This window comes from Cellulomonas humilata, from assembly GCF_030814415.1.
Classification (GTDB): domain Bacteria; phylum Actinomycetota; class Actinomycetes; order Actinomycetales; family Cellulomonadaceae; genus Cellulomonas; species Cellulomonas humilata_A.
In genome coordinates this window covers 1-20,640 of record NZ_JAUSVB010000001.1, presented here as the reverse complement: position 1 = coordinate 20,640, position 20,640 = coordinate 1, and the positions used below count along the sequence as shown (strand labels likewise).

The window sequence follows — 20,640 nt, the reverse complement described above, 5'->3', positions numbered from 1 at the left end:
TTCGACGCGATCTCCACGAGGAAGTGAAGGGACGCAGATGAACGCCACGCCTACTTTCGGCCGGCTCGGCGACCACGCGGTCGACCGCCGCCGGTTCCTGGGCCTGATCGCGACGGGCGCGGCCGTCGTCGGGATCCCCGGTCTCCTGACAGCCTGCTCGACCACCCCGCCCCCGGCCGCGAACAACTCCGCCGCCGCCGCGGGCGACGTGATCCCGAAGTACATCCCGGTCACGTACATCGACCCGGACTACCCGAGCGTCAACGGCTCCGTGCCGGGGTACGAGTCGATCCCGCCCGAGCTCGTCCAGTCCGTGAAGGACGCCCCGGGCACCGGCGTCGTCTACACCGCGATGACCCCGCTGTGGGGCACCATCCCGCCCACCAAGGGCAACAAGTACTACGAGGCCGTGAACGAGCTGCTCGGCTCGGACATCCAGTTCCAGATCACGGACGGCAACGTCTACGGCGACAAGCTGGCCACCGTGCTGGCCTCGGCCAAGGACGTCCCGGACTGGGTGTGCGTCCCCACCTGGAACCTGCCGCCGCGGTTCGGCTCCGAGATCGTCAGGAACGTGTTCCAGGACCTCACGCCGTACCTCGCGGGCGACAAGGTCACGCCGTACCCGAACCTGGCCAACATCTCCTCGGACGCGTGGAAGTTCTGCGTCTTCAACGGCAAGCTCTACGGCCTGCCGTTCCCGGGCGAGGTCATCACCGACGCGATCTTCTACCGGCGCGACGTCCTCGACGGGCTCGGCATCACCCCGGACGTGAAGAACGGCCAGGACCTCCTGGACCTCGCGCTCGAGCTGACGGGCGGCAGCGTCTGGGGCGCCGAGGACCTCTGGAACTCGGCCGCAATCATCCACGCGGTCCCGCCGAAGTGGAAGCTCGACGGCGACAAGCTGGTGCACCGCGTCGAGACCGACGAGTACCGCGCCGCGCTCGAGTGGAACGCCGCGCTGTTCGCCAGCGGTGCCGTCCACCCCGACGCCGTCGCCGACCAGTCCGGCGAGGCCAAGGCGCGGTTCCAGTCCGGCAAGTCGCTGATCGCCAACGACGGCGTCGGCGGCTGGCACGAGGCCATGCGCGACAACCTGGCCAGCAACCCCGCGTACTGGCAGCAGCCGTTCGACCCGTTCGACGCCGACGGCGGCACGCCGATCCTCTGGAAGGGCAACCCGGCCAACATCTTCTCGTTCATCAAGAAGACGGACGACGAGGCCAAGGTCAAGGAGCTCCTCGCGATCGCCAACGTGCTCGCGGCGCCCTACGGCACCACCGAGTACGACACCATCAACAACGGCGTCGAGGGCGTGCACTACACGCGCGGCGACGACGGGCTCCCGGTGCCCACCGACCTGGCAGCCACCGAGCTCCAGCCGACCTACATCTTCCTCGTCGACCCGCCGATCTCGGAGACCCACGTGCAGTACCCGGGCTACGTCAAGGCGGCGTCGGAGTGGAAGGCGAACGCGGCCCAGTACGCGACCGACCCGCTGTTCTACGCGCAGCAGATCGTCGAGCCGCAGGAGTACGCATCGATCGGGCAGCCGTTCGTCGACCTGGAGAAGGACATCTCCCGCGGTCGCAAGGACATGAGCGACCTCGACGCGGCCGTCGAGACGTGGCGGGCGTCCGGCGGCGAGGAGCTCCGGGCGTTCTACCAGGACATCCTGGACCAGCAGAGCTGATGTCCTTGTCCGAGCTGGTCCGGCGCCGCCCCCCTGTGGTGACTCCCGGGGAGGCGGCGCCCCCGGCGCCCGTACCGACGCGCAAGATCGGCTGGCGCGTCCGCCTCAAGCGCGACCGGTCGCTGCTGCTCATGGTGACGCCGGCCATCCTGCTCCTCGGCGTCTTCGCGTACGTGCCGATGCTGGGCAACGTCATCGCGTGGCAGGACTACTCGCCGTACACCGGGTTCCTGCACAGCCAGTTCGTCGGCTGGGCCAACTTCGAGCGCGTGTTCACCAACCCGGCGTTCCTCAACGCGGTCGAGAACACCCTCGTCATCACCGCGTTCCAGCTGGTGTTCTTCTTCCCGATCCCGATCTTCCTGGCGCTGCTGCTCAACAGCGTGATCACGCCGCGGACGCGCACGACCATCCAGTCGATCGTCTACCTGCCCCACTTCTTCTCGTGGGTCCTGGTGGTGACGGTGTTCCAGCAGATCTTCGGCGGTGCGGGGCTGATCAACCAGACCCTGCGCGACCACGGCCTGGGCTCCGGGTTCGACATGATGACCAACCCCGACACGTTCCTGATCCTCATCACCATGCAGTCGGTGTGGAAGGACGCGGGCTGGGGGATCATCATCTTCCTCGCCGCGCTGAGCACGGTGCCGCCCGAGCAGTACGAGGCGGCCGCGGTGGACGGGGCCAGCCGGTGGCGTCGCATGTGGCACGTGTCCCTGCCCGCGCTGCGGCCGGTCATCATCCTGCTGCTGATCCTGCGGCTCGGCGACGCGCTGACCGTCGGGTTCGAGCAGCTCATCCTGCAACGCGGCGCGGTCGGCGCCGACGTCTCCGAGGTCATCGACACCTACGTCTACTACCAGGGCGTCGTCTACGGGGACTGGAGCTTCGCCGCAGCGGCGGGGCTGGTCAAGGGTGTGGTCAGCCTCGCGCTCGTGCTGGGTGCGAACAAGCTGGCGCACGTGTTCGGTGAGTCGGGGGTGTACAAGCGCGCATGAGTGCCCAGACAACGGTGGGCTCCGCACCTGCTGCACGGCGGCCACGTCGCTCGAAGCACCGCCCTGCGTGGGAGGGTCGCCCGTCCATCGGGGGCCAGACCCTCAAGACGATCGTGCTCACGTGCGTCGTGCTCGCGGTCCTCTTCCCGCTGTACACGGTGATCCTCACCAGCCTGTCGACGCAGGCCGAGACCATCCGCGTCGGCGGCCTGGTGACGGTGCCCGGCGAGCTGACGATCAACGCCTACACGCAGATCCTGGGCGGCGGGATCGTCACGCGTGCCGCCCTCGTGAGCACCTTCATCACGATCGTCGGCACGGTCCTGTCCACCACGGTGTCGGTCATGGGCGCCTACGGGCTGTCGCGACCGGGCTCGTTCGGGCACCGCCCGATCCTGTTCATCTTCCTGATCACGATGTTCTTCGGTGCCGGCCTCATCCCGACGTACCTGCTGGTCAGCTCGCTGGGGCTCATCAACAGCTACTGGGCGCTGATCCTGCCGGGGGCCGTCTCGGCCTTCAACGTGCTGATCCTGCGCAACTTCTTCATGGGCATCGACATCGGCATCCTCGACGCCGCTCGCATCGACGGTGCGGGCGACTGGCGGATCCTGGGCCGGATCGTGCTGCCCATGTCGCGTGCCGTGATCGCGGTGGTCGCCCTGTTCTACGGCGTCGGGTACTGGAACGCGTTCTTCAACGCGATCCTCTACATCAACGACAACGCCAAGTGGCCCCTGCAGCTCGTGCTGCGCTCGTACGTGCTCCAGGGCGTGACGCTGCCGGGCAGCGGGGTGGGCCAGGTGGACGTCGCGACGGGCGCGGTGACCGGTCTGCCCATCAAGATGGCCGTGATGGTCCTCGCGATCGTGCCGATCCTCATCGTGTACCCGTTCGTGCAGCGACACTTCACCAAGGGCGTGATCTTCGGCGCGATCAAGGGATGACGTTGAGCGTGAACTCGTTCGAGGCGCTGACCCGGGAGCGCGGCATCCTGTACGGGGGCGACTACAACCCGGAGCAGTGGCCGCGCGAGGACGTGGCGCTCATGCGCGAGGCAGGCGTCAACCTGGTGACCGTCGGGGTGTTCTCGTGGGCGATGCTCGAGCCCCGCCCGGACGAGCTGCGCTGGGACTGGCTCGACGAGGTGCTCGACCTGCTGCACGAGGGCGGGGTCGCGGTCGACCTGGCGACGCCGTCCGCGTCGCCGCCGCCGTGGCTGGCACGGCTGGACCCGACGACCTCCGCGGTGGACGCGTCGGGTGTCCGGATGAGCGTCGGCTCGCGCAACCAGTTCTGCCCGGGGTCGGCCGTGTACCGCGACCGCGTGGCACTGTTCGTCCGCGCGCTCGTCGACCGGTACGCCGAGCACCCCGCCGTCGCGATGTGGCACGTGGGCAACGAGTTCGGGCAGGCGTGCTTCTGCGACCTGTGCGCGGACCGGTTCCGTTTCTGGCTGGAAGCCCGGTACGGCGACCTCGACGCCCTCAACCGTGCCTGGGGGACGGCGTTCTGGAGCCAGCGCTACGACGACTGGCAGGAGATCGTCCCGCCGCGCGCCGCCCCCTACGTGCACAACCCGACGCAGCTGCTGGACTTCCGGCGGTTCACCTCCGACCAGCTGCGCGACGTGTACCGCCTGCAGGCGGAGATCATCCGCGCCTCCTCGACGGCTCCCGTCACGACGAACGCGATGGGCTTCTTCCCGCTGGTCGACCAGTTCTCCTGGGCGGACGACCTCGACGTCGTCGCCGACGACCACTACGCCGACCCGGCCGACCCGGCGGCCCCCGCGCGGGCCGCGCTCACCCACGACCTGACGCGCGGGATCGGCGGCGGCCGCCCCTGGGCCCTGCTCGAGCAGGCGGCCGGCGCGGTGAGCTGGCGCCCGCACAACCTGCCCAAGCCGGACGGCGGGATGCTGCGGGACTCGCTGCGCGCGGTCGCGCACGGCGCGGACGCGGTCTGCTACTTCCAGTGGCGGGCCTCGGCGCAGGGCTCCGAGCGGTTCCACTCGGCGATGCTCCCGCACGCCGGCCCGGACACCGACCTGCATCGCGCCGTCCGCGAGCAGGGCCGGTTGCTGGGCCGGCTGCGGTCCGTCGTCGGCACCGCGGTGGACGCCCGCGTCGCGTTGGTCTTCGACTGGCCGTCGCTGTGGGCCGGTGAGGCGGACTCGGTGCCGAGCACGCACCTGCGCGTCCCGGACCAGCTCGCGGCGTACCACGAGCCGTTCTGGCGGGCGGGCATCGCGACCGACGTCGTGCCTCCGGGAGCCGACCTCGACCGGTACGACCTGGTCGTCGTGCCGTTCCTGCACCTCGTCTCCGACGCGGACGCCGCGAACCTCGCGCGCGTGGCGTCGCGGGGCGGCACGCTGCTGGTCGGCCCGTTCAGCGGGATCGCCGACGAGGACCAGCGCATCCGGCAGGGTCGCTTCCCGGTGCCGTGGGCCGACGTGCTCGGGGTGTCCGGCGAGCAGCACCGGCCACTGCCGGCGGCCGGCGTCCCGGTGCGCTCCGCGCAGTACGGCGCCTTCACCGCCTCCCTCTGGTCGGAGCACCTGACGGCGGACGGTGCCGAGGTTCTCGCCGCCTACGGCGGTGCGGGCCTCGACGGCCGCCCGGCGATCCTCCGCCACGGCAGCGCGTGGTACGTCTCGACCGTGCCGCCCGCACCGGTGCTCGCCGCGATCGTGGCGGACTGCGTCGCTTCTGCCGGTGTGGTGCCGCCGGTCCCGAGCGTGCCGGAGGGGGTCGAGGTCGCACTGCGCGGCGGGCTGCTGTTCGCGCTCAACCACGGGGAGACCGCCGCGGAGCTGGCGTGGACGGGCCGCGACCTGCTGACGGCCACTGACGTGGACGGGGTGCTGCGGCTCGCCGCCGGCGGTGCCGCGGTGCTAGCGGGGCGGGGGAGCAGTGCTGCTCCGCGTGGTCAGGACCGGCGCGAGGAGGCGGGTCTCGGCGGGCTGGTCGCCCGTGAGCCGGCCGATCGCCATGTCGACCGCGACGGCGCCGATGGTGTGCGCCGGCAGGTCGACGGCGGTCAGGGCCTGGGTCTGCCCGAGGGCCACGTCCTCCGGGCAGACGGCGACGACGGAGATGTCCCGGGGCACGTCCTTGCCGCGGGACCGCAGCGTCTCGAGCACCGCGGGCAGGGCGACCTCGTTGTGCACGATGACGGCCGTGACGCCCGGCAGGGCCGCCAGCACCTGGTCGACGGCCTCGATGGCGCCGCTGTGGGAGGACTCGCAGGTCTCGAAGACCGCGTCGAGGCCGAGGCGCGCGGACTCCTGAGTGAACCCGCGCACCAGGCGGGCGGCGTAGGTGGTCCGGCGGCTGAGCACCGCCCGGGGGGAGCCGATGAGGGCGATCTGCCGGTGCCCGAGCCCGGCGAGGTGGGCCACCGCGGACCGTCCGGCCGCCTCGAAGTCCAGGTCGACGCAGGAGAACCCGGTGGCGTCGCGCGGCAGCCCGATGAGCACGGCGGGCTGGCGCTGCTTGCGCAGGATGGGCAGCCGGGGGTCCTCGGCCTCGACGTCCATCATGATCACGGCGTCGACCATGGAGCCGGCCGCGACCCGCTCGATCCCGTCGTGGTCGTCCTGGGTGAGCAGCAGGACGTCGTGCTTGAACGACTGCGCACGAGTGACGACGCCGGTGACGAACTGCATGATCACGCCGACGTTGACGTCGACGCGCAGCGGCGCCATGAGGGCGAGGACCTGGGTGCGCTGCGACGCGAGCGCACGGGCGCCCGCGTGGGGCCGGTAGTCGAGCTCGCGGACGGCGCGCTCGACGCGGGCGCGGGTCTCGGCGGAGATCGGTCGCTTGCCGGAGAACGTGTAGGACACGGTCGACACGGAGACCCCGGCCACGCGCGCCACGTCGTCGATCGTCGCCATCTCGTCATCCCCTCGTCGCCACCCGCCGGGGACACCCTAGCGAGTCGAACCGCCGTCGAAACGACGGCCGTCAGTCCACCATCCTGGACAGCGTTCACGCTGCCCTTTAACGTAATACCAGCATCGAAACGCTTCGATGAAGGAACCGGTCCTCTGACCCACGACGCGAAGGCGCCACGATGAAGTTCACGGACGGCTACTGGCAGCACCTTCCGGGCGTCACGGTCCTGCGACCGCGCGAGATCGCGGACGTCGTCGTGGGCGAGGAGTCCCTGACCGTGTACGCCTCGACGGTGCCGCTCACGTCCCGCGGCGACACCCTCAACAGGGCGCTCGTCACGGTCTCGTTCCACAGCCCGATGGACGACGTGATCGGCGTGCGCATCGAGCACCACCGCGGCGGCGTCGACCGGGGTCCGTCCTTCGCCCTGACCCGGACCCCAGCGGACATCAAGGTGGTCGAGGCTGAGGACGCCGCGGACGGCGTCGCGACCTTCCGCTCCGGAGCCCTGACCGCGCGCGTCTCCACGCGCGGCGCCTGGAACGTGGAGTTCGAGGCCGACGGCAGGGTGCTGACCTCGTCGACCGCCCGCTCCGTCGGCGTGGTGACCGACGCCCGCGGCGACGCCTACGTGCACGAGCAGCTCGGCCTCGGCGTCCGCGAGCACGTCTACGGGCTGGGGGAGCGGTTCGGCGCGTTCGTGAAGAACGGGCAGTCCGTCGACATCTGGAACGAGGACGGCGGCACGGCCAGCGAGCAGGCGTACAAGAACGTGCCGTTCTACTTGTCGGACGCGGGCTACGGCGTGTTCGTCGACCACCCAGGGCTCGTCTCGTTCGAGGTCGGCTCCGAGGCCGTCTCCCGCACGCAGTTCTCCGTCGCCGGCGAGGCCCTCGAGTACTACGTCATCCACGGCCCGACGCCCAAGGACGTGCTGCGCCGCTACACCGCGCTGACCGGCCGCCCGGCACAGGTCCCGGCGTGGTCGTACGGGCTGTGGCTGTCGACGTCGTTCACCACGCAGTACGACGAGGCGACCGTGATGTCGTTCGTCGACGGCATGGCCGAGCGCGGGCTGCCGCTGAGCGTCTTCCACTTCGACTGCTTCTGGATGCGGGCGTACCACTGGACCGACTTCACGTGGGATCCCGCTACGTTCCCGGACCCCGAGGGGCTCCTGGCGCGGCTGCACGCCAAGGGTCTGAAGGTCTGCGTCTGGATCAACCCGTACATCGCGCAGCGCTCCGCACTGTTCGACGAGGGCCGCGCGGCCGGCTACCTGGTGACCCGGGCCGACGGCACGGTCTGGCAGACGGACCAGTGGCAGTCCGGCATGGGACTCGTCGACTTCACCAACCCCGACGCGCTCGCCTGGTACCAGGGCTACCTGCGGCGCCTGATGGCCCAGGGCGTCGACTCGTTCAAGACCGACTTCGGCGAGCGGATCCCCACGGATGTCGTCTGGCACGACGGCTCCGACCCCGAGCGGATGCACAACCACTACACGCACCTCTACAACCGAGCGGTCTTCGACGTGCTCGAGGCCGAGCGTGGCGAGGGTGAGGCCGTGCTGTTCGCCCGGTCGGCCACTGCGGGGGGCCAGCAGTTCCCGGTGCACTGGGGCGGCGACAGCGAGTCCACGTTCGTGTCGATGGCGGAGACCCTGCGCGGCGGGCTGTCGCTCGCGTCGTCGGGCTTCGGTTTCTGGAGCCACGACATCGGCGGGTTCGAGGGCGAGCCCGACGCGGCCGTGTTCAAGCGCTGGCTGGCGTTCGGGCTGCTCTCGTCGCACAGCCGCCTGCACGGCTCGGACTCCTACCGGGTGCCGTGGGCGTTCGACGAGGAGGCCGTCGACGTCGCGCGGCTGTTCACGCGCCTCAAGCTCTCGCTCATGCCGTACCTCGCCTGGCTGGGCCAGGACGCCCACACCTCCGGCGTCCCCGTGATGCGGCCGATGGTGCTGGAGTTCCCCGACGACCCGGGCGCGGCGACCGTCGACACGCAGTACATGCTCGGCGAGAACCTGCTCGTCGCTCCCGTGTTCACCGCGGACGGGGACGTCGACGTCTACCTCCCCGAGGGCACGTGGACGTCGCTGCTCACCGGCGACCAGGTGTCCGGACCGCGCTGGGTCCGCGAGCGGCACGGCTACCTGTCGCTGCCCCTGTACGTCCGCCCGGACAGCGTGCTGCCCGTCGGCGCCCGCTCGGACCGGCCGGACTACGACTGGGCCGACGGCGTCACGCTGCGCCTCGTCGAGCTCGCCGACGGCCACCGCTCCGTGACACGGGTGGGCGACGCGAGCTTCGTCGTGACCCGGGACGGGTCGACGGTCCGCGTCGAGGCGAGGGGTACGGACGCGCCGTGGTCGGTCGCCGTGGCGGGCGGCGCGACGGTCGCGGCCGACGCCGGCCAGGACGTCGTGACCCTGCCGATCGGAGACTGAGCCGGGCGAGACCGGGCTGTTCCGGCGGGCCGGTACCGTGTATCGTATCGATTCGATCTTTCTGTACCCGACCGTTCGGATCGCGCGTGGTTGCGCTCCCACGGTCACCGACGACCTCCGCCCGACCGAAGGAACATCCCTATGACGACCTCGCGCCCCTCCGGACGCCAGTTCCCCTCCGACTTCCTCTGGGGCTCGGCCACCGCCTCGTACCAGATCGAGGGGGCGTTCGACGAGGACGGTCGCGGCCCGTCCATCTGGGACACGTTCTCCCGCACGCCCGGCAAGGTGCTCGACGGCGACACCGGCGACGTCGCGGCCGACCACTACCACCGCGTCGAGCAGGACGTCGCGATCATGAAGGACCTCGGGCTGCAGGCCTACCGGTTCTCGATCGCGTGGCCCCGCGTCCAGCCCACCGGCTCGGGCGAGTTCAACCAGGCCGGTCTCGACTTCTACGTCGACCTCGCGGACCGCCTCATCGCCGCCGGCATCAAGCCCGTCGCGACGCTCTACCACTGGGACCTCCCGCAGCCGCTCGAGGACGAGGGCGGCTGGGCCAACCGCCAGACCGCCGTCAACTTCGGCGCGTACGCGCGCAAGCTGGCCGAGGTCCTGGGCGACCGGATCCACGTGTGGACCACGCTCAACGAGCCGTGGTGCTCGGCGTTTCTCGGCTACGCGTCGGGCGTGCACGCCCCCGGCGTGACCGACGACGCCGCCGCGCTCGCCGCCGTCCACCACCTCAACCTCGGTCACGGCCTCGCCGGCCGGGCGATCAAGGACGTGCTCGGCGAGGACACCCCGATCTCGGTGACCCTCAACCTGCACGTCACCCGCGCCGCGTCCGACTCCCCGGCGGACATCGAGGCCAAGCGCCGCATCGACACCATCGCCAACGAGGTGTTCCTGGGCCCGATGCTCGACGGTGAGTACCCCAAGGCGGTCTTCGCCGACACCGAGCACATCACCGACTGGTCCTTCGTGCAGGAAGGCGACCTCGACGTCATCAAGGTGCCGCTCGCGCTGCTCGGCGTGAACTACTACTCCACCGGTCGGGTCCAGCACGGCACGCCCGCCGGCGGCGACGGCACCCCGGGTCCCGACGGCCACCGGTCCTCAGCGAACAGCCCGTGGGTCGGCGCGACGTCCGTCGAGTGGCTCCCGCAGCCCGGCCCGCACACCGCGATGGGCTGGAACATCGAGCCGCAGGGCCTCGTGGACCTGCTCCTCGAGATCCGCGACCGCTACCCGAGCCTGCCCATGGCCATCACCGAGAACGGCGCCGCGTTCTACGACGAGGTCAGCGCCGACGGCCGCGTGCACGACGCCGACCGCGTCGCGTACCTGCACGACCACATCGACGCCGTCGGCGAGGCCATCGAGCGCGGCGCCGACGTGCGCGGCTACTTCGTCTGGTCGCTCATGGACAACTTCGAGTGGTCGTACGGCTACGACCGTCGCTTCGGCGTGGTCCGCGTCGACTACGACACCCTCGAGCGCACCGTGAAGGACTCGGGCCTCTGGTACCGCGAGCTCCTGCGCACGAAGACGATCCCGACCCCGGAGTCCGCAGCCCTCTGACCCACTGCCGACGGCCGAGCCCCCACGGGGAGCTCGGCCGTCGCGCTGTCCCCACCCACAACGTCCGAGCAAGAGGTTGCTATAGCCCCTACACGCTCGGACTCCCGCTCCATGAACCCGCAACGTCCGCGCATTCGGTCGTCTGGGCGCGCGATCGTGCGGACGTCCTGAGTCGGTGGGGGAGGATGGACCGGTGGGACGACGATCGACCAAGCGGCCGTACGGCGCCGAGCACGTCGAGCTCGACGTCGACCGGGCGACCGGCGGCCGGCGCTCGGAGTCCGGAGCCGACGGCGAGTGGACGGTCCAGCAGGTCCGCGGGTCCGACCGCGAGTACCGGTGCCCCGGATGTGACCAGCTGGTGAGCGCCGGGACCGCCCACGTCGTCGCGTGGCGCACCGACGGGCTGTTCGGCGAGGCCCTCGACGACCGCCGCCACTGGCACACCTCGTGCTGGCAGGCCCGCGCCCGCCGCGGACCGACCCGCCGATGAACCACGAGCAGCGCGCGCCGCGGCTCGTCGCCACCGATCTGGACGGCACGCTGCTGCGCCCCGACGGCACGGTCTCCCCGCGCACCGCGTCCGCACTCCTGCGAGCAGCCGAGGCCGGGGTGGAGGTGGTGTTCGTGACCGCCCGGCCCCCGCGCTGGCTCCGGGAGCTCGCGTCGCACGTCGCCGGCCACGGTGTCGCCATCTGCCTGAACGGTGCCGCGGTGCTCGAGGTCGGCACGGGACGGATGCTCGCGGAGCGGGGGATGCCCCCGGAGCTGGTGGGCCGCATCGCCGACCGCATCCGCACGGCCTGGGGCGGTCCGGACGTGGTGCACCTCGCGGTGGAGCGCGCCGCCGGGTTCGCCCACGAGACGCGGTTCCGCTCCAGCCACCCGGTGCCGCCGGGCAGCCCGTCGGCCGACCGCATCGAGGACGTCCTCGGCCCGTCGACGTTCAAGCTGCTGGTCCGCAGCACACGTCCACCGAGCGACGCCTATTCCGACGAGCTCGCCGTCGTCGTCGGCGACCTGGCGATCGTCGCCGACTCGGGAGCCGAAGGGCTGGGGGAGATCTCCGGCCCGGGTATCACCAAGGCCGCGACGCTCGCGGACTGGGCGGCCACTCGCGGTATCGACCCGGCGGACGTCTGGGCGGTCGGTGACGCTCGCAACGACCTGTCGATGCTCGGCTGGGCGGGGACGTCGTTCGCCGTGGCCAACGCGCACCCGACGGTCCTCGCGGCTGCGACCCGCCGCTGCGCCTCGAACGCCGACGACGGCGTCGCCGACGTGCTGGACCTCGCGGGTGCCCTGGCCGAGGGCGTCCTAGGCTCGTCCCGATGACCACGCACATCTCGGACCCCAGCCCCATCCGGTCGCTCACCGTCCTTCCGGCGGTCCGCCAGGACGTCGAGCTGCACACCGCGGACGGGCTCACGCTCGTCGGCGAGCTCGCCCGGCCCGCCGACGCACCACCCGCGGCCACGCTCGTGACGCTGCACCCGCTGCCCACGCACGGCGGCTACATGGACTCGCACGTCTACCGGAAGGCGGCCTGGCGGCTGCCGGCCCTCGCGGACCTGGCCGTGCTCCGGTTCAACACGCGCGGCACCGTGAGCCCGCGGGGGACCAGCGGGGGAGCGTTCGACGGCGGGGTCGCCGAGCGGTTCGACGTGCACGCCGCGATCGAGTTCGCCGAGTTCCACGACCTGCCGAACCGGTGGCTGGTCGGCTGGTCGTTCGGCACCGAGCTGGTGCTCATGCACGGCCGCGACCCGTCGATCGAGGGCGCGATCCTGCTCTCCCCGCCGCTGCACCGCGCGACGGAGACCGACCTGGACGCGTGGGCAGCGTTCGGCAAGCCGCTCGTGGTCCTGGTCCCGGAGCTCGACGACTACCTGCGCCCCGACGAGGCCCGGCGACGGTTCGCGCGCGTGCCGCAGGCGGAGGTCATCGGGGTCGACGGCGCGAAGCACCTGTGGGTCGGCGAGTCCGCCGTCCGGCGCGTGCTGGACGAGATCGTCGCCCACGTGCTGCCCGACCACCCGGTCCCGCTGCCCACCACCTGGACCGGTCCGAGCACGACCGCGGAGGACGACGCATGAGCCTGCACACGTACCGCGAGGACGGCGACGGACTGCCGCTGGTCCTGCTGCACGGGTTCCCCCTGGACCACCGCATGTGGGACGACGTCGCCCGTCAGCTCCCCGCCGGCCGCCCGGTGCACGCCGTCGACCTGCCCGGGACGCCGGGCAACGCCTCCGACCTGCCGGAACCGGCACTGGAGGCGTCGGCAGACCTGGTCGCGGCCGCGATGCGTGCTGCGGGCGTCGAGCGAGCGGTCGTCGCCGGCCTCTCGATGGGCGGCTACGTCGCGCTCGCGCTCGTCGAACGCCACCCTGACCTCGTCGCTGCCCTGGCGCTCGTGGACACCAAGTCGACGGCCGACGCCCCCGAGGCGCGCGCCAACCGGCTGCGCATCGCGGCCGAGGCGGAGGAGTCCGGCTCGGTCGACCCCGTCCGGCCCATGGTGTCCTCGTTGCTGGGGGAGTCGACGAGGTCCTCCCGGCCGGAGGTCGCCGACGAGGTCATGGCGTGGATCGACCAGCAGGAGCCCGCCGGCATCGCCTGGTCGCAGCGCGCGATGGCGGCACGACCGGACCGTTCGGAGGTGCTGCACGCGTTCGGCGGGCCCGTCGTCGTGGTGGTCGGCGACGAGGACACCGTGACCCCCGTCGAGGCGGCCGAGCACCTGGTCGCGACGTCGGAGCAGGCGCGGCTCGTCGTCGTCCCGCGCGCTGGGCACCTGTCGTCCGTCGAGGAGCCCGCTGCGGTAGCGGCCGCGCTCGCCGACCTGGCGCAGGCCGCGGACGCGACGAGCGACGAGGGCTAGCGCCCGAGCACGCGCGCGAGCGCCTGCGACATGTCGAGGGACTCGCCGTCCTTGCCGCCCGCGCCGATCACGAGCGGGGGAGCGGACGGCTCCGGGGTCACGCCGCGGAACCGTGCCGCGAGGCTCGACGGCACCGTGAGGACGTAGAACTTCCCGTCGGTGTCGATCGCGACCGTCTCGTCGCGCCGCAGGTACCACCCGACCAACGGGGTCTTGTAGTGGGCCCGGCCGTCGTAGCTGCGCGCCGAGAGCGGCTCCGGGGTCGGGCCGTACTTCAGCGCCCGGCGCAGGAACGCGTCGATCTGCTCCTGCGCCTGGGCGGACTCGGCTCGCTGCCGGTTGGCCAGCAGCTCACCGTGCGCGGCAGCCGCCGCCCGCCGCTCCTCGCGCCAGCGGGCAGCCTTCTCGTCGGTCACGTTCGCCTCTGCTTGTGCCGGGAGCCCGTCAGCGGGTCGGCGCGGCTGCGTCGTCCTTGGTGGGCTGCTCGCCCTCGACATCGGCAGCCTCAGGCGCGTCCTTGACCTGCTCCTCTGCGGGAGCGGCGTCGCCCGGCGCCTTCTCGTCCGACGCCTTCTCGTCCGAGCCGGTCTCGTCGGCCGGAGCCTCCGCGACGACGGGGATGGCGGCCGAGACGGGAGCGGGACGCGACTTCGTGGGCCGCGAGGCCGGTCGGGCCGGCTTTCCGGCGGGCGCGACGGGAGGCTGCTCGCCCTCCGCGTCCGGCGTCGCCGCCGACTTCTGCGGCTGCGCGGGCGCGGACTCCGACGACGCCTTCTCGGGGGCCGTCTTCGACTTGGCCGCCGGGGCCGACTTCTGCTCCTGCTCGAACGCGGCCTCCGCCCGGCTGGCGCGCTCGAGGGTGGCCCGGTCGGGGTTGTGCCCCAGGAGGTTGCGCAGCTCGTCGAGGTAGGACGTGATCGACTCGCGCTGCCGGTTGAGGTCCTCGACCTGTCGGGTCGCGGTCGTCCGCTCGCGCTCGGACTCGATCATCGAGTCGGAGATCTGCTTCTCGGCGTGCTCGCGGGCCTCGGCCACCACGCGGTCGGCGTTGCGGCGCGCGTTGGAGAGGAGCTCCTTGGCGTGCTGCTCGGCGTCCGTCCGCACCTTGTCGGCCTGCGCGAGCGCCTTCGCCACCCGCTGCTCGGCCTCCGCCGCGTGCGCCTCGGCGTCGCGCACGAGGCGCTCCGTCTCCGCCCGCGCGGTCTCGTGCCGGTCTGCGTCCTCGCGCTCGGCGGCCTCGCGGCGCGAGGCGATGCTCAGCTCGGCGTCGGCCAGCTGCTGCTCCGCGTCACGGACCAGCTCGTCGGCGCGAGCCTTGGCCGAGGAGGTCACCTCGGCCGCCGACCGGCGGGCCTCGGTGATCGCGCGCTCGACCTCGAGCCGGGCACGCTCGCGCAGCTCGGCGCTCTCGCGCTCGGCCGCGGCCCGCAGCTCGGTGGTCTCCCGCGCGGTGACCTCCTGCAGCTCGGCAGCCTCGCGCGTCGTCACGTCGCGCAGGTGCGACGTCTCCTGACCGGCACGCTCGCGCAGCTCGGTGGTCTCGCGCTCCGCCTGCGTGCGCAGGTCGGCGGCGTACCGCTCAGCGTCGCCGCGCAGGGCGAGGACGGTCTGCTCGGCGTCCGCCCGCTGGGCGGCGAGCTCGTCGGACGTCGTCGCGCGCAGCTCGCCGGTCTCGCGGTCGGCCTGCGCGCGGACGAACGCCGCGTACTGCTCGGCCTCGACCCGCAGCGCGGCGACCTCGGACGCGACCCGCTGCTGGAGTGCAGCCGCGTCCCGCTCGGCGGCGGCGCGCAGGCCGTCCGCGTACTCCTGGGTGTGCACCCGGAGCGAGGTGACGTCGTCGGCGGCCTGCTGGCGGGCGGCGGCAACCTCGGCGGCCACGTCGCTGCGCTGCTGCGCCACGTACCGGTCGACCTCGACCCGCGCGGTGGCGAGCTCGCCCTCGACCCGCTGGCGCAGCTCGGTGGTGTCCGCGTCGGCGCTCTGGCGCAGGTCCTGCGCGTACCGCTCGGCCTCCTCGCGCTGCGCGGTGGTCTCCGTCTCGGAGCGCGACCGGAGCTCGCTCGCGGTGCGCTCCGTCGCGATGCGCAGCTGCGTGGCCTCGTGCTCGACGCTCGCACGCAGCGTGCCCAGCTCGCGCTCGAGGGAGCTGCGACGCTCGCTCTCCTCGGTCGTGATGGCGCTCTGGATGCGTGCGGCCTCGCGCTCGGCGGAGCCGACGAGCTCCTCCGCGCGGCGCTGCGCGGCCAGGAGCGTGCTCTCGGCCTCGGCGGCGGCCGTCGTCTTGACCTCGTCCGCCTCCCGACGTGCGGTGGCGACGACCTCGGCGACCTCGTTCTCCGCGCGGGCACGCAGCTGGCCGGAGGCGAGCTTGGCGCGGGCCAGAGCGTCGGCCGCCTGGGCGTTCGCCTGGGAGACGACGTCCGAGGACTGCTCCTCGGCGGAACGCAGGAGCTGCTCGATGCGCGAGCCCAGACCCGAGTAGGTGGGCCGTTCGGCCTCCCGCAGCTGGCGGTGCGCCTCGGACAGCTCGCCGGCTACCTGCATGGCGCGTCCGTCGAGGGACTCCACCTGGGCGCGGGCGTCGGCAAGAGCCTTCTCCAGCCCGGCGATACGAGCATCGACAGCTTCGCGTTCGTAGCCGCGGAAGCTGACGACGGGGAAGGGGGTCCGGGCGTCGGGCACGAGCAGTCCTCCTGGGCACTGTGGCTCCGCTCAGCGGCCTCGGACGAGGCGCTCGTCGACTTCCGGAGCCCGCCGGTCAGGATACGCGTGTTCACGGTGCCGCGGATGTGCGCACCCCCAGGTATGCACGCTCGGGCGGATCCGTCCATTCGTTCCCGGTTCGGCCGCGAGGAGCCCCTCTGCCTATCCTGGGGTCCCCGTCCCTGGAGGATCCTGCGTGCTCAAGCGACTGACCACCGCCGCCGTCGGCGTCGTCGGACTGGTCGTCATCGGTCTCGGCATCGCGTCGGCGACGGTCTGGCGAGCCGATGACGTGCTCGTCGCGACGACGTCCGGCGGTGCGCACACTCTCGTGACCGACCCGGGTGTCCTCGAGCTCGGCGGCGACCCCGTGACCGTCAAGGTGAGCGTGCCCGACGGTGGCAACGTCGTCCTGGCGGTCGGTCGGGACACGGACGTGGCCGGCTGGGTGGGCACCGACGCGCACGGGCAGGTCACGGGCCTGTCGGCCTGGCACACGCTGGCGGTCGACGACGTCGCCGCCCCGGCGCCCACGGCAGAGCCGACGGACGCGGCGACGGCTGCGGCGCCGGCGGAGCCCGTGCCGACGCCCACGCCGACCGACGGGGCCACCGACGGACCGGCCACCGCCGCCGACCCGACCGGGTCGGACCTCTGGGTCGCGCAGGAGACGGGGACCGGGTCCGCCGAGCTGGTCTGGCCGGCGCAGGAGGGCCGCTGGAGCCTGCTCGCGGTCAGCACGGGGGAGTCCGCCCCCACCTTGTCCCTCGCGTGGCCGCGCGTGGTCACGACGCCCTGGCTGTGGCCGTGCGTCGCCGTCGGGACGTTGCTGGTGCTCCTCTCGGTCTGGCTCCTGCTGCGCGAGGTCCGTCGTCGGCGTGCCGGGCTCGACGAGCCGCGGTGGCACCCGGTGACCACCGGCGCCACCCCTGCCGTGGTCGTCAGCGGCGACATCGACGCGATCCCGGTGCTCACGCGGCGCCAGATGCGCGAGGCTGCGCAGGCGCACGCGAGCAAGCCGCGGTCCGCCCCGGTCCCGCAGGTCCCCGCACCTGCGACGGCACCTGTCTCCGCACCTGCTCCGGCGTCGACCGAGCCGTCACGCGTCGCCGTCCCGACGGCCGCGTCCGCGACCCTGCCGACATCGACGGCGACGAGCCGGCGAGCGTTGCGACCGCCCACGGACTCGATCCCTGTGACGCAGGCGAACCCGGCTCATGAGCACCGGCACTCCGCGGGAGCCTGGGCGCCGACGCCGGCCCCAGCGCGCACCTCCGGCCCGGGCACCCCGCCGCCGGCGCCGGGCCGGCCGAGCGGCGCACCGCCCGCCGGACCGACGAGCCGACCGAGCGGCGCACCCGTCGGACCGAGCGGTGCACCCGTCGGACCGAGCGGTGCACCCGTCGGACCGGACCGCGCCGCGGACCAGGGACCGGCCACCCCGCACGGCCGACCGTCCTGGGTCCGAGGGACCGCCGGACCGCCACCATCGAGCGCGACGACGGGAGCCGCGCCGACGCCCGTCACGGGACCGGACCGCAGCGGACCCGCCGGCTGGTCCGCGGTGCCGCCTCCGCCCGGGGCCCGGGTGCGTCCCGGATCAGCGTCCGGACCCGACTCGTCGGTGCACGCCGGCCGGCCCACCTGGGTGCGCCCCGCCGCGAGCGACGCACCCGCGACGGACGACCCGGCGACCGCCGGCTCCCGGGCCGACGCCTGGCGCCGCGCGTGGGGGCTGCCACCGACCGAGGGCACCGCCGACGCACAGCAGAACGACACCGACGCGAGAGAGGAGCAGCGATGACCGGCACGCCACGGTCCCGTCGGCTGCTCGTCGCCGCCGGCTGCGCGCTGGTGCTCGGGCTGACCGCCTGCGCCGCGCCGCTCCCGCAGCCCGAGCCCGAGCCCGTACCGGCCGTCGCCCCGGCGGCGACGACGGTGTTCCAGTCCCAGGACGTGCTGACCGACGTCGGCGAGGTCCTCGCCGCGGCCGACGCTGCTCTGGACGCGGCTCAGCTGCCGCCCCGGGTGGAGGGCCCGGCGCTCGCGGTGCGGACGGCGGAGTACGCCCGCGCCACGGCGACGGCGGGCGCGAAGCCGCCGACCGCCCTGCCCACGGACGAGCAGGCGCTGATCGTGCCGCAGACCGACGTCTGGCCGCGCACCCAGCTGGTCGTCACCAAGCAGCCCGACGACCTCCAGGCGCCGCGCATCCTCGTGATGCAGCAGACCGCGCCGCGGGAGCCGTACCGGCTGTGGGGCTGGGGACGGATGGGCGCGGGCGTGCAGATGCCGGCCACGGCAGCGCCGGAGACCGGCAGCCCCGTGCTGGCGCCCGACGCGACCGGACTCCTCGTGACGCCGACCGAGGCGCTCCAGCAGTACGCGGACGTCCTGGCGAACGGCGCCGCCTCTCCTTACGCGGCGTCGTTCCAGCTGGACACGTTCCGCACCAGCATCGAGGCCGCGCGGGCCGCGACGGTGGCGGGGGTCCAGGCGGCCGGGTCGGCGACGGAGACCTATACCCCTGAGGCTGCGCCGGTCGTCACGCTCCAGACCGTCGACGGCGGCGCGATCGTGGTCGGCCAGCTCACCACCGTGTCCACGGTGACCCTGACCGTGGCCGGCGGGACGATCCCGATCTCCGACCCCTTCTACGCGGCGCTCACCGGCAAGCAGAGCGCTGCGAGCAACTTCGTCCGCACGTTCACCGACGTGCTCGTCATGTACGTGCCCCCGGCCGGCAGCGGGGCTCTCGTGCAGCTGCTGGCCGCCGAGCACGCCGTCACCTCGGCGACCGCCGAGTGACCGTCCCGCAGACCCGCCGACCCTGACACAGGCCACGAAGGAAGAACGCCGCATGTCGCAGCCCACCGGACCCCGTCCCCGCCTCGACGTGCGAGGAGCGGTCGACCTGTCCACGCTCAACCGTCCTGCGACGCCCGCCCCGGGGAGCCCGGGCGGGCTGCCCTCGCCGGGCGCCTACGTGGTGGACGTCGACCAGACCACGTTCCCCGACCTGGTGCAGAGCTCGACGGAGCACCCCGTGGTCGTCGTGCTGTGGTCGCCCCGCAGCGAGGCCAGTGCCACGGTGGCCGCCGACCTGGCGTCGCTCGCCGACGAGGACGGCGGTCGGTGGCTCCTCGCCCGCATCGACGCGGAGGCGAACCCGCAGATCGCCCAGGCGTTCCAGGCCCAGAGCGTCCCGACGGTCGTCGCGGTGCTGGCGGGCCAGCCGCTGCCGCTGTTCCAGGGGTCCTACCCGAGGGACCAGGTCCGCGCGGTCCTCGACCAGGTGCTCGCCGCCGCCGAGGCGAACGGCATCACCGGGCGCGCCGCACCGAACGACGCCGACGCCGCGACCGAGCCGGAGCCCGAGCCGGAGCTCCCGCCCCTGCACCAGGCGGCCTACGACGCGATCGAGCGCGACGACCTGGCGGCTGCGACCGCTGCGTACGAGCAGGCGCTCAAGGAGAACCCCCGCGACTCCCTCGCACGCGCCGGTCTGGCGCAGGTCGGGCTGCTCGACCGCACGCGCGACCTCGACCTGCAGGCGGCCCGTGCGGCCGCTGCCGCGAACCCGGCGGACGTCGACGCCCAGCTCGCGGTCGCGGACCTGGACATCCTCGGCGGCAAGGTCGAGGACGCGTTCGGCCGGCTCATCGACGTCCTGCGCACGACGTTCGGTCCGGACCGCGAGCGGGTGCGCGTGCGCCTCGTCGACCTGTTCGAGGTCATCGGCGGCGAGGACCCCCGCGTGATCGCGGCCCGCCGCGCGATGGCGAGCGCCCTGTACTGAGGGGACCGTGCATCTGCGCAGGTCGCAGCCCTGAACGGGACGTGACCCGCGTCACCGGGCACGGATTTGCCCTTCCGGCCCGTGCCTGCGTAATCTTCTCGATGTCGCCCGGCAGGGAGGAACGGACACCGCGGATCGAACCGCAGTGGCTGGTCCCCCGGAGCGACATCCTCGGACTCTTCGACCGGCGGCCAGATCGTCGGTCACCTGGAGTGTCCGGACGCGGAACTCAGGTTCCTCCCCAGCTGAATCTCCTCTGACCAGGAGGTTTGACGGGGAAGGGCCGCTCCGCTAAGTTAGAACGGTTGCCTCCGGACAGGTTGAAAGGCCTGGAGGGATGCGCGTCTGTTCCTTGAGAACTCAACAGTGTGCCAAATAGTCGATGCCATATGGCTCGTCATCTGCAGGGTGTCTTGTCCCGTTCGGGGTGGGGTGCTGTGGGGGTGGTGGGTCTTGGTTGAGATAGGTTCCGTCGTTTCCACCTCCGTGGGGTGGCGGGGCCAAAATTCAGCCGAATCTGAACGGTTCTTATCGGGACCATTTCGTGTGTCGGTTGCCCTGCTGCTTTGGTGGTGGGGTGCCATGTAGACATTTACGGAGAGTTTGATTCTGGCTCAGGACG

At 72.6% G+C, this 20,640-nt stretch carries 15 protein-coding genes and 1 pseudogene; 13 read left to right on the top strand and 3 right to left on the bottom strand.

Features of this window, described 5'->3' with window-relative positions:
• Positions 1-37 precede the first annotated feature (37 nt).
• The 4 genes and pseudogenes from J2X26_RS00080 to J2X26_RS00065 form a co-directional block, all read left to right on the top strand.
• Entirely contained in the window at positions 38-1,696 is a 1,659-nt protein-coding gene (locus tag J2X26_RS00080; RefSeq protein WP_307488723.1) for a sugar ABC transporter substrate-binding protein, read from the top strand.
• The gene (locus J2X26_RS00075) at positions 1,696-2,694 is read left to right on the top strand and encodes an ABC transporter permease (RefSeq protein WP_307488722.1); all 999 of its coding nucleotides are present in this window, start codon (positions 1,696-1,698) and stop codon (positions 2,692-2,694) included. Before J2X26_RS00080 ends, J2X26_RS00075 begins: the two co-directional genes overlap by 1 nt.
• Complete coding sequence (locus J2X26_RS00070; protein ID WP_307488720.1) at positions 2,691-3,641, top strand: carbohydrate ABC transporter permease; 951 nt, start codon at positions 2,691-2,693, stop codon at positions 3,639-3,641. The genes J2X26_RS00075 and J2X26_RS00070 overlap by 4 nt, the downstream gene beginning before the upstream one ends.
• Positions 3,638-5,584, top strand: a pseudogene (locus J2X26_RS00065) (beta-galactosidase); the annotation flags it as partial. The gene J2X26_RS00070 and the pseudogene J2X26_RS00065, both read left to right, overlap by 4 nt.
• A gap of 9 nt (positions 5,585-5,593) precedes the next feature.
• On the opposite strand, the gene J2X26_RS00060 reads toward J2X26_RS00065, so the two are convergent.
• The gene (locus J2X26_RS00060) at positions 5,594-6,598 is read right to left on the bottom strand and encodes a LacI family DNA-binding transcriptional regulator (RefSeq protein WP_307490666.1); all 1,005 of its coding nucleotides are present in this window, start codon (positions 6,596-6,598) and stop codon (positions 5,594-5,596) included.
• Between the two features lie 179 nt (positions 6,599-6,777).
• On the opposite strand from J2X26_RS00060, the gene yicI reads away from it, so the two are divergent.
• From yicI to J2X26_RS00030, 6 genes are all read left to right on the top strand, one after another.
• Positions 6,778-9,045 (top strand): alpha-xylosidase, encoded by a 2,268-nt coding sequence (gene yicI, locus J2X26_RS00055; protein ID WP_307488718.1) that lies wholly within the window; start codon positions 6,778-6,780, stop codon positions 9,043-9,045.
• A 141-nt stretch (positions 9,046-9,186) separates the two neighbouring features.
• On the top strand, positions 9,187-10,629 hold the full coding sequence (locus J2X26_RS00050) for a GH1 family beta-glucosidase (RefSeq protein WP_307488716.1): 1,443 nt from the start codon (positions 9,187-9,189) through the stop codon (positions 10,627-10,629).
• Positions 10,630-10,822: 193 nt separating this feature from the next.
• Complete coding sequence (locus J2X26_RS00045; RefSeq protein ID WP_056022526.1) at positions 10,823-11,122, top strand: hypothetical protein; 300 nt, start codon at positions 10,823-10,825, stop codon at positions 11,120-11,122.
• Positions 11,119-11,964: an HAD family hydrolase gene (locus tag J2X26_RS00040; protein WP_307488712.1), complete on the top strand. Its 846-nt coding sequence runs from the start codon at positions 11,119-11,121 to the stop codon at positions 11,962-11,964. Before J2X26_RS00045 ends, J2X26_RS00040 begins: the two co-directional genes overlap by 4 nt.
• Entirely contained in the window at positions 11,961-12,725 is a 765-nt protein-coding gene (locus J2X26_RS00035) for an alpha/beta hydrolase (RefSeq protein ID WP_307488709.1), read from the top strand. Before J2X26_RS00040 ends, J2X26_RS00035 begins: the two co-directional genes overlap by 4 nt.
• A complete protein-coding gene (locus tag J2X26_RS00030; protein WP_307488708.1) occupies positions 12,722-13,513 on the top strand; it encodes an alpha/beta fold hydrolase in 792 nt (263 codons plus the stop codon). The genes J2X26_RS00035 and J2X26_RS00030 overlap by 4 nt, the downstream gene beginning before the upstream one ends.
• Here J2X26_RS00030 and J2X26_RS00025 read toward each other — a convergent pair.
• Together J2X26_RS00025 and J2X26_RS00020 are read right to left on the bottom strand one after the other, a co-directional pair.
• Positions 13,510-13,929, bottom strand: coding sequence for a hypothetical protein (locus J2X26_RS00025; RefSeq protein ID WP_307488706.1), 420 nt, complete (start codon positions 13,927-13,929; stop codon positions 13,510-13,512). The two genes, J2X26_RS00030 and J2X26_RS00025, sit on opposite strands and share 4 nt — an antisense overlap.
• A 28-nt stretch (positions 13,930-13,957) precedes the next feature.
• Positions 13,958-16,198: a hypothetical protein gene (locus J2X26_RS00020; protein ID WP_307488705.1), complete on the bottom strand. Its 2,241-nt coding sequence runs from the start codon at positions 16,196-16,198 to the stop codon at positions 13,958-13,960.
• Positions 16,199-16,415: 217 nt separating this feature from the next.
• On the opposite strand from J2X26_RS00020, the gene J2X26_RS00015 reads away from it, so the two are divergent.
• The 3 genes from J2X26_RS00015 to J2X26_RS00005 are packed head-to-tail and all read left to right on the top strand — an operon-like array spanning position 16,416 to position 20,018.
• Positions 16,416-18,023, top strand: a complete 1,608-nt coding sequence (locus J2X26_RS00015) for a hypothetical protein (protein WP_307488703.1) — start codon at positions 16,416-16,418, stop codon at positions 18,021-18,023.
• Positions 18,020-19,027 carry a hypothetical protein gene (locus J2X26_RS00010; protein WP_307488702.1) on the top strand — a complete coding sequence of 336 codons (1,008 nt, stop codon included), beginning with the start codon at positions 18,020-18,022 and terminating at the stop codon, positions 19,025-19,027. The genes J2X26_RS00015 and J2X26_RS00010 overlap by 4 nt, the downstream gene beginning before the upstream one ends.
• Positions 19,028-19,079: 52 nt before the next feature.
• Positions 19,080-20,018, top strand: coding sequence for a tetratricopeptide repeat protein (locus J2X26_RS00005; RefSeq protein WP_307488700.1), 939 nt, complete (start codon positions 19,080-19,082; stop codon positions 20,016-20,018).
• Positions 20,019-20,640 lie beyond the last annotated feature (622 nt).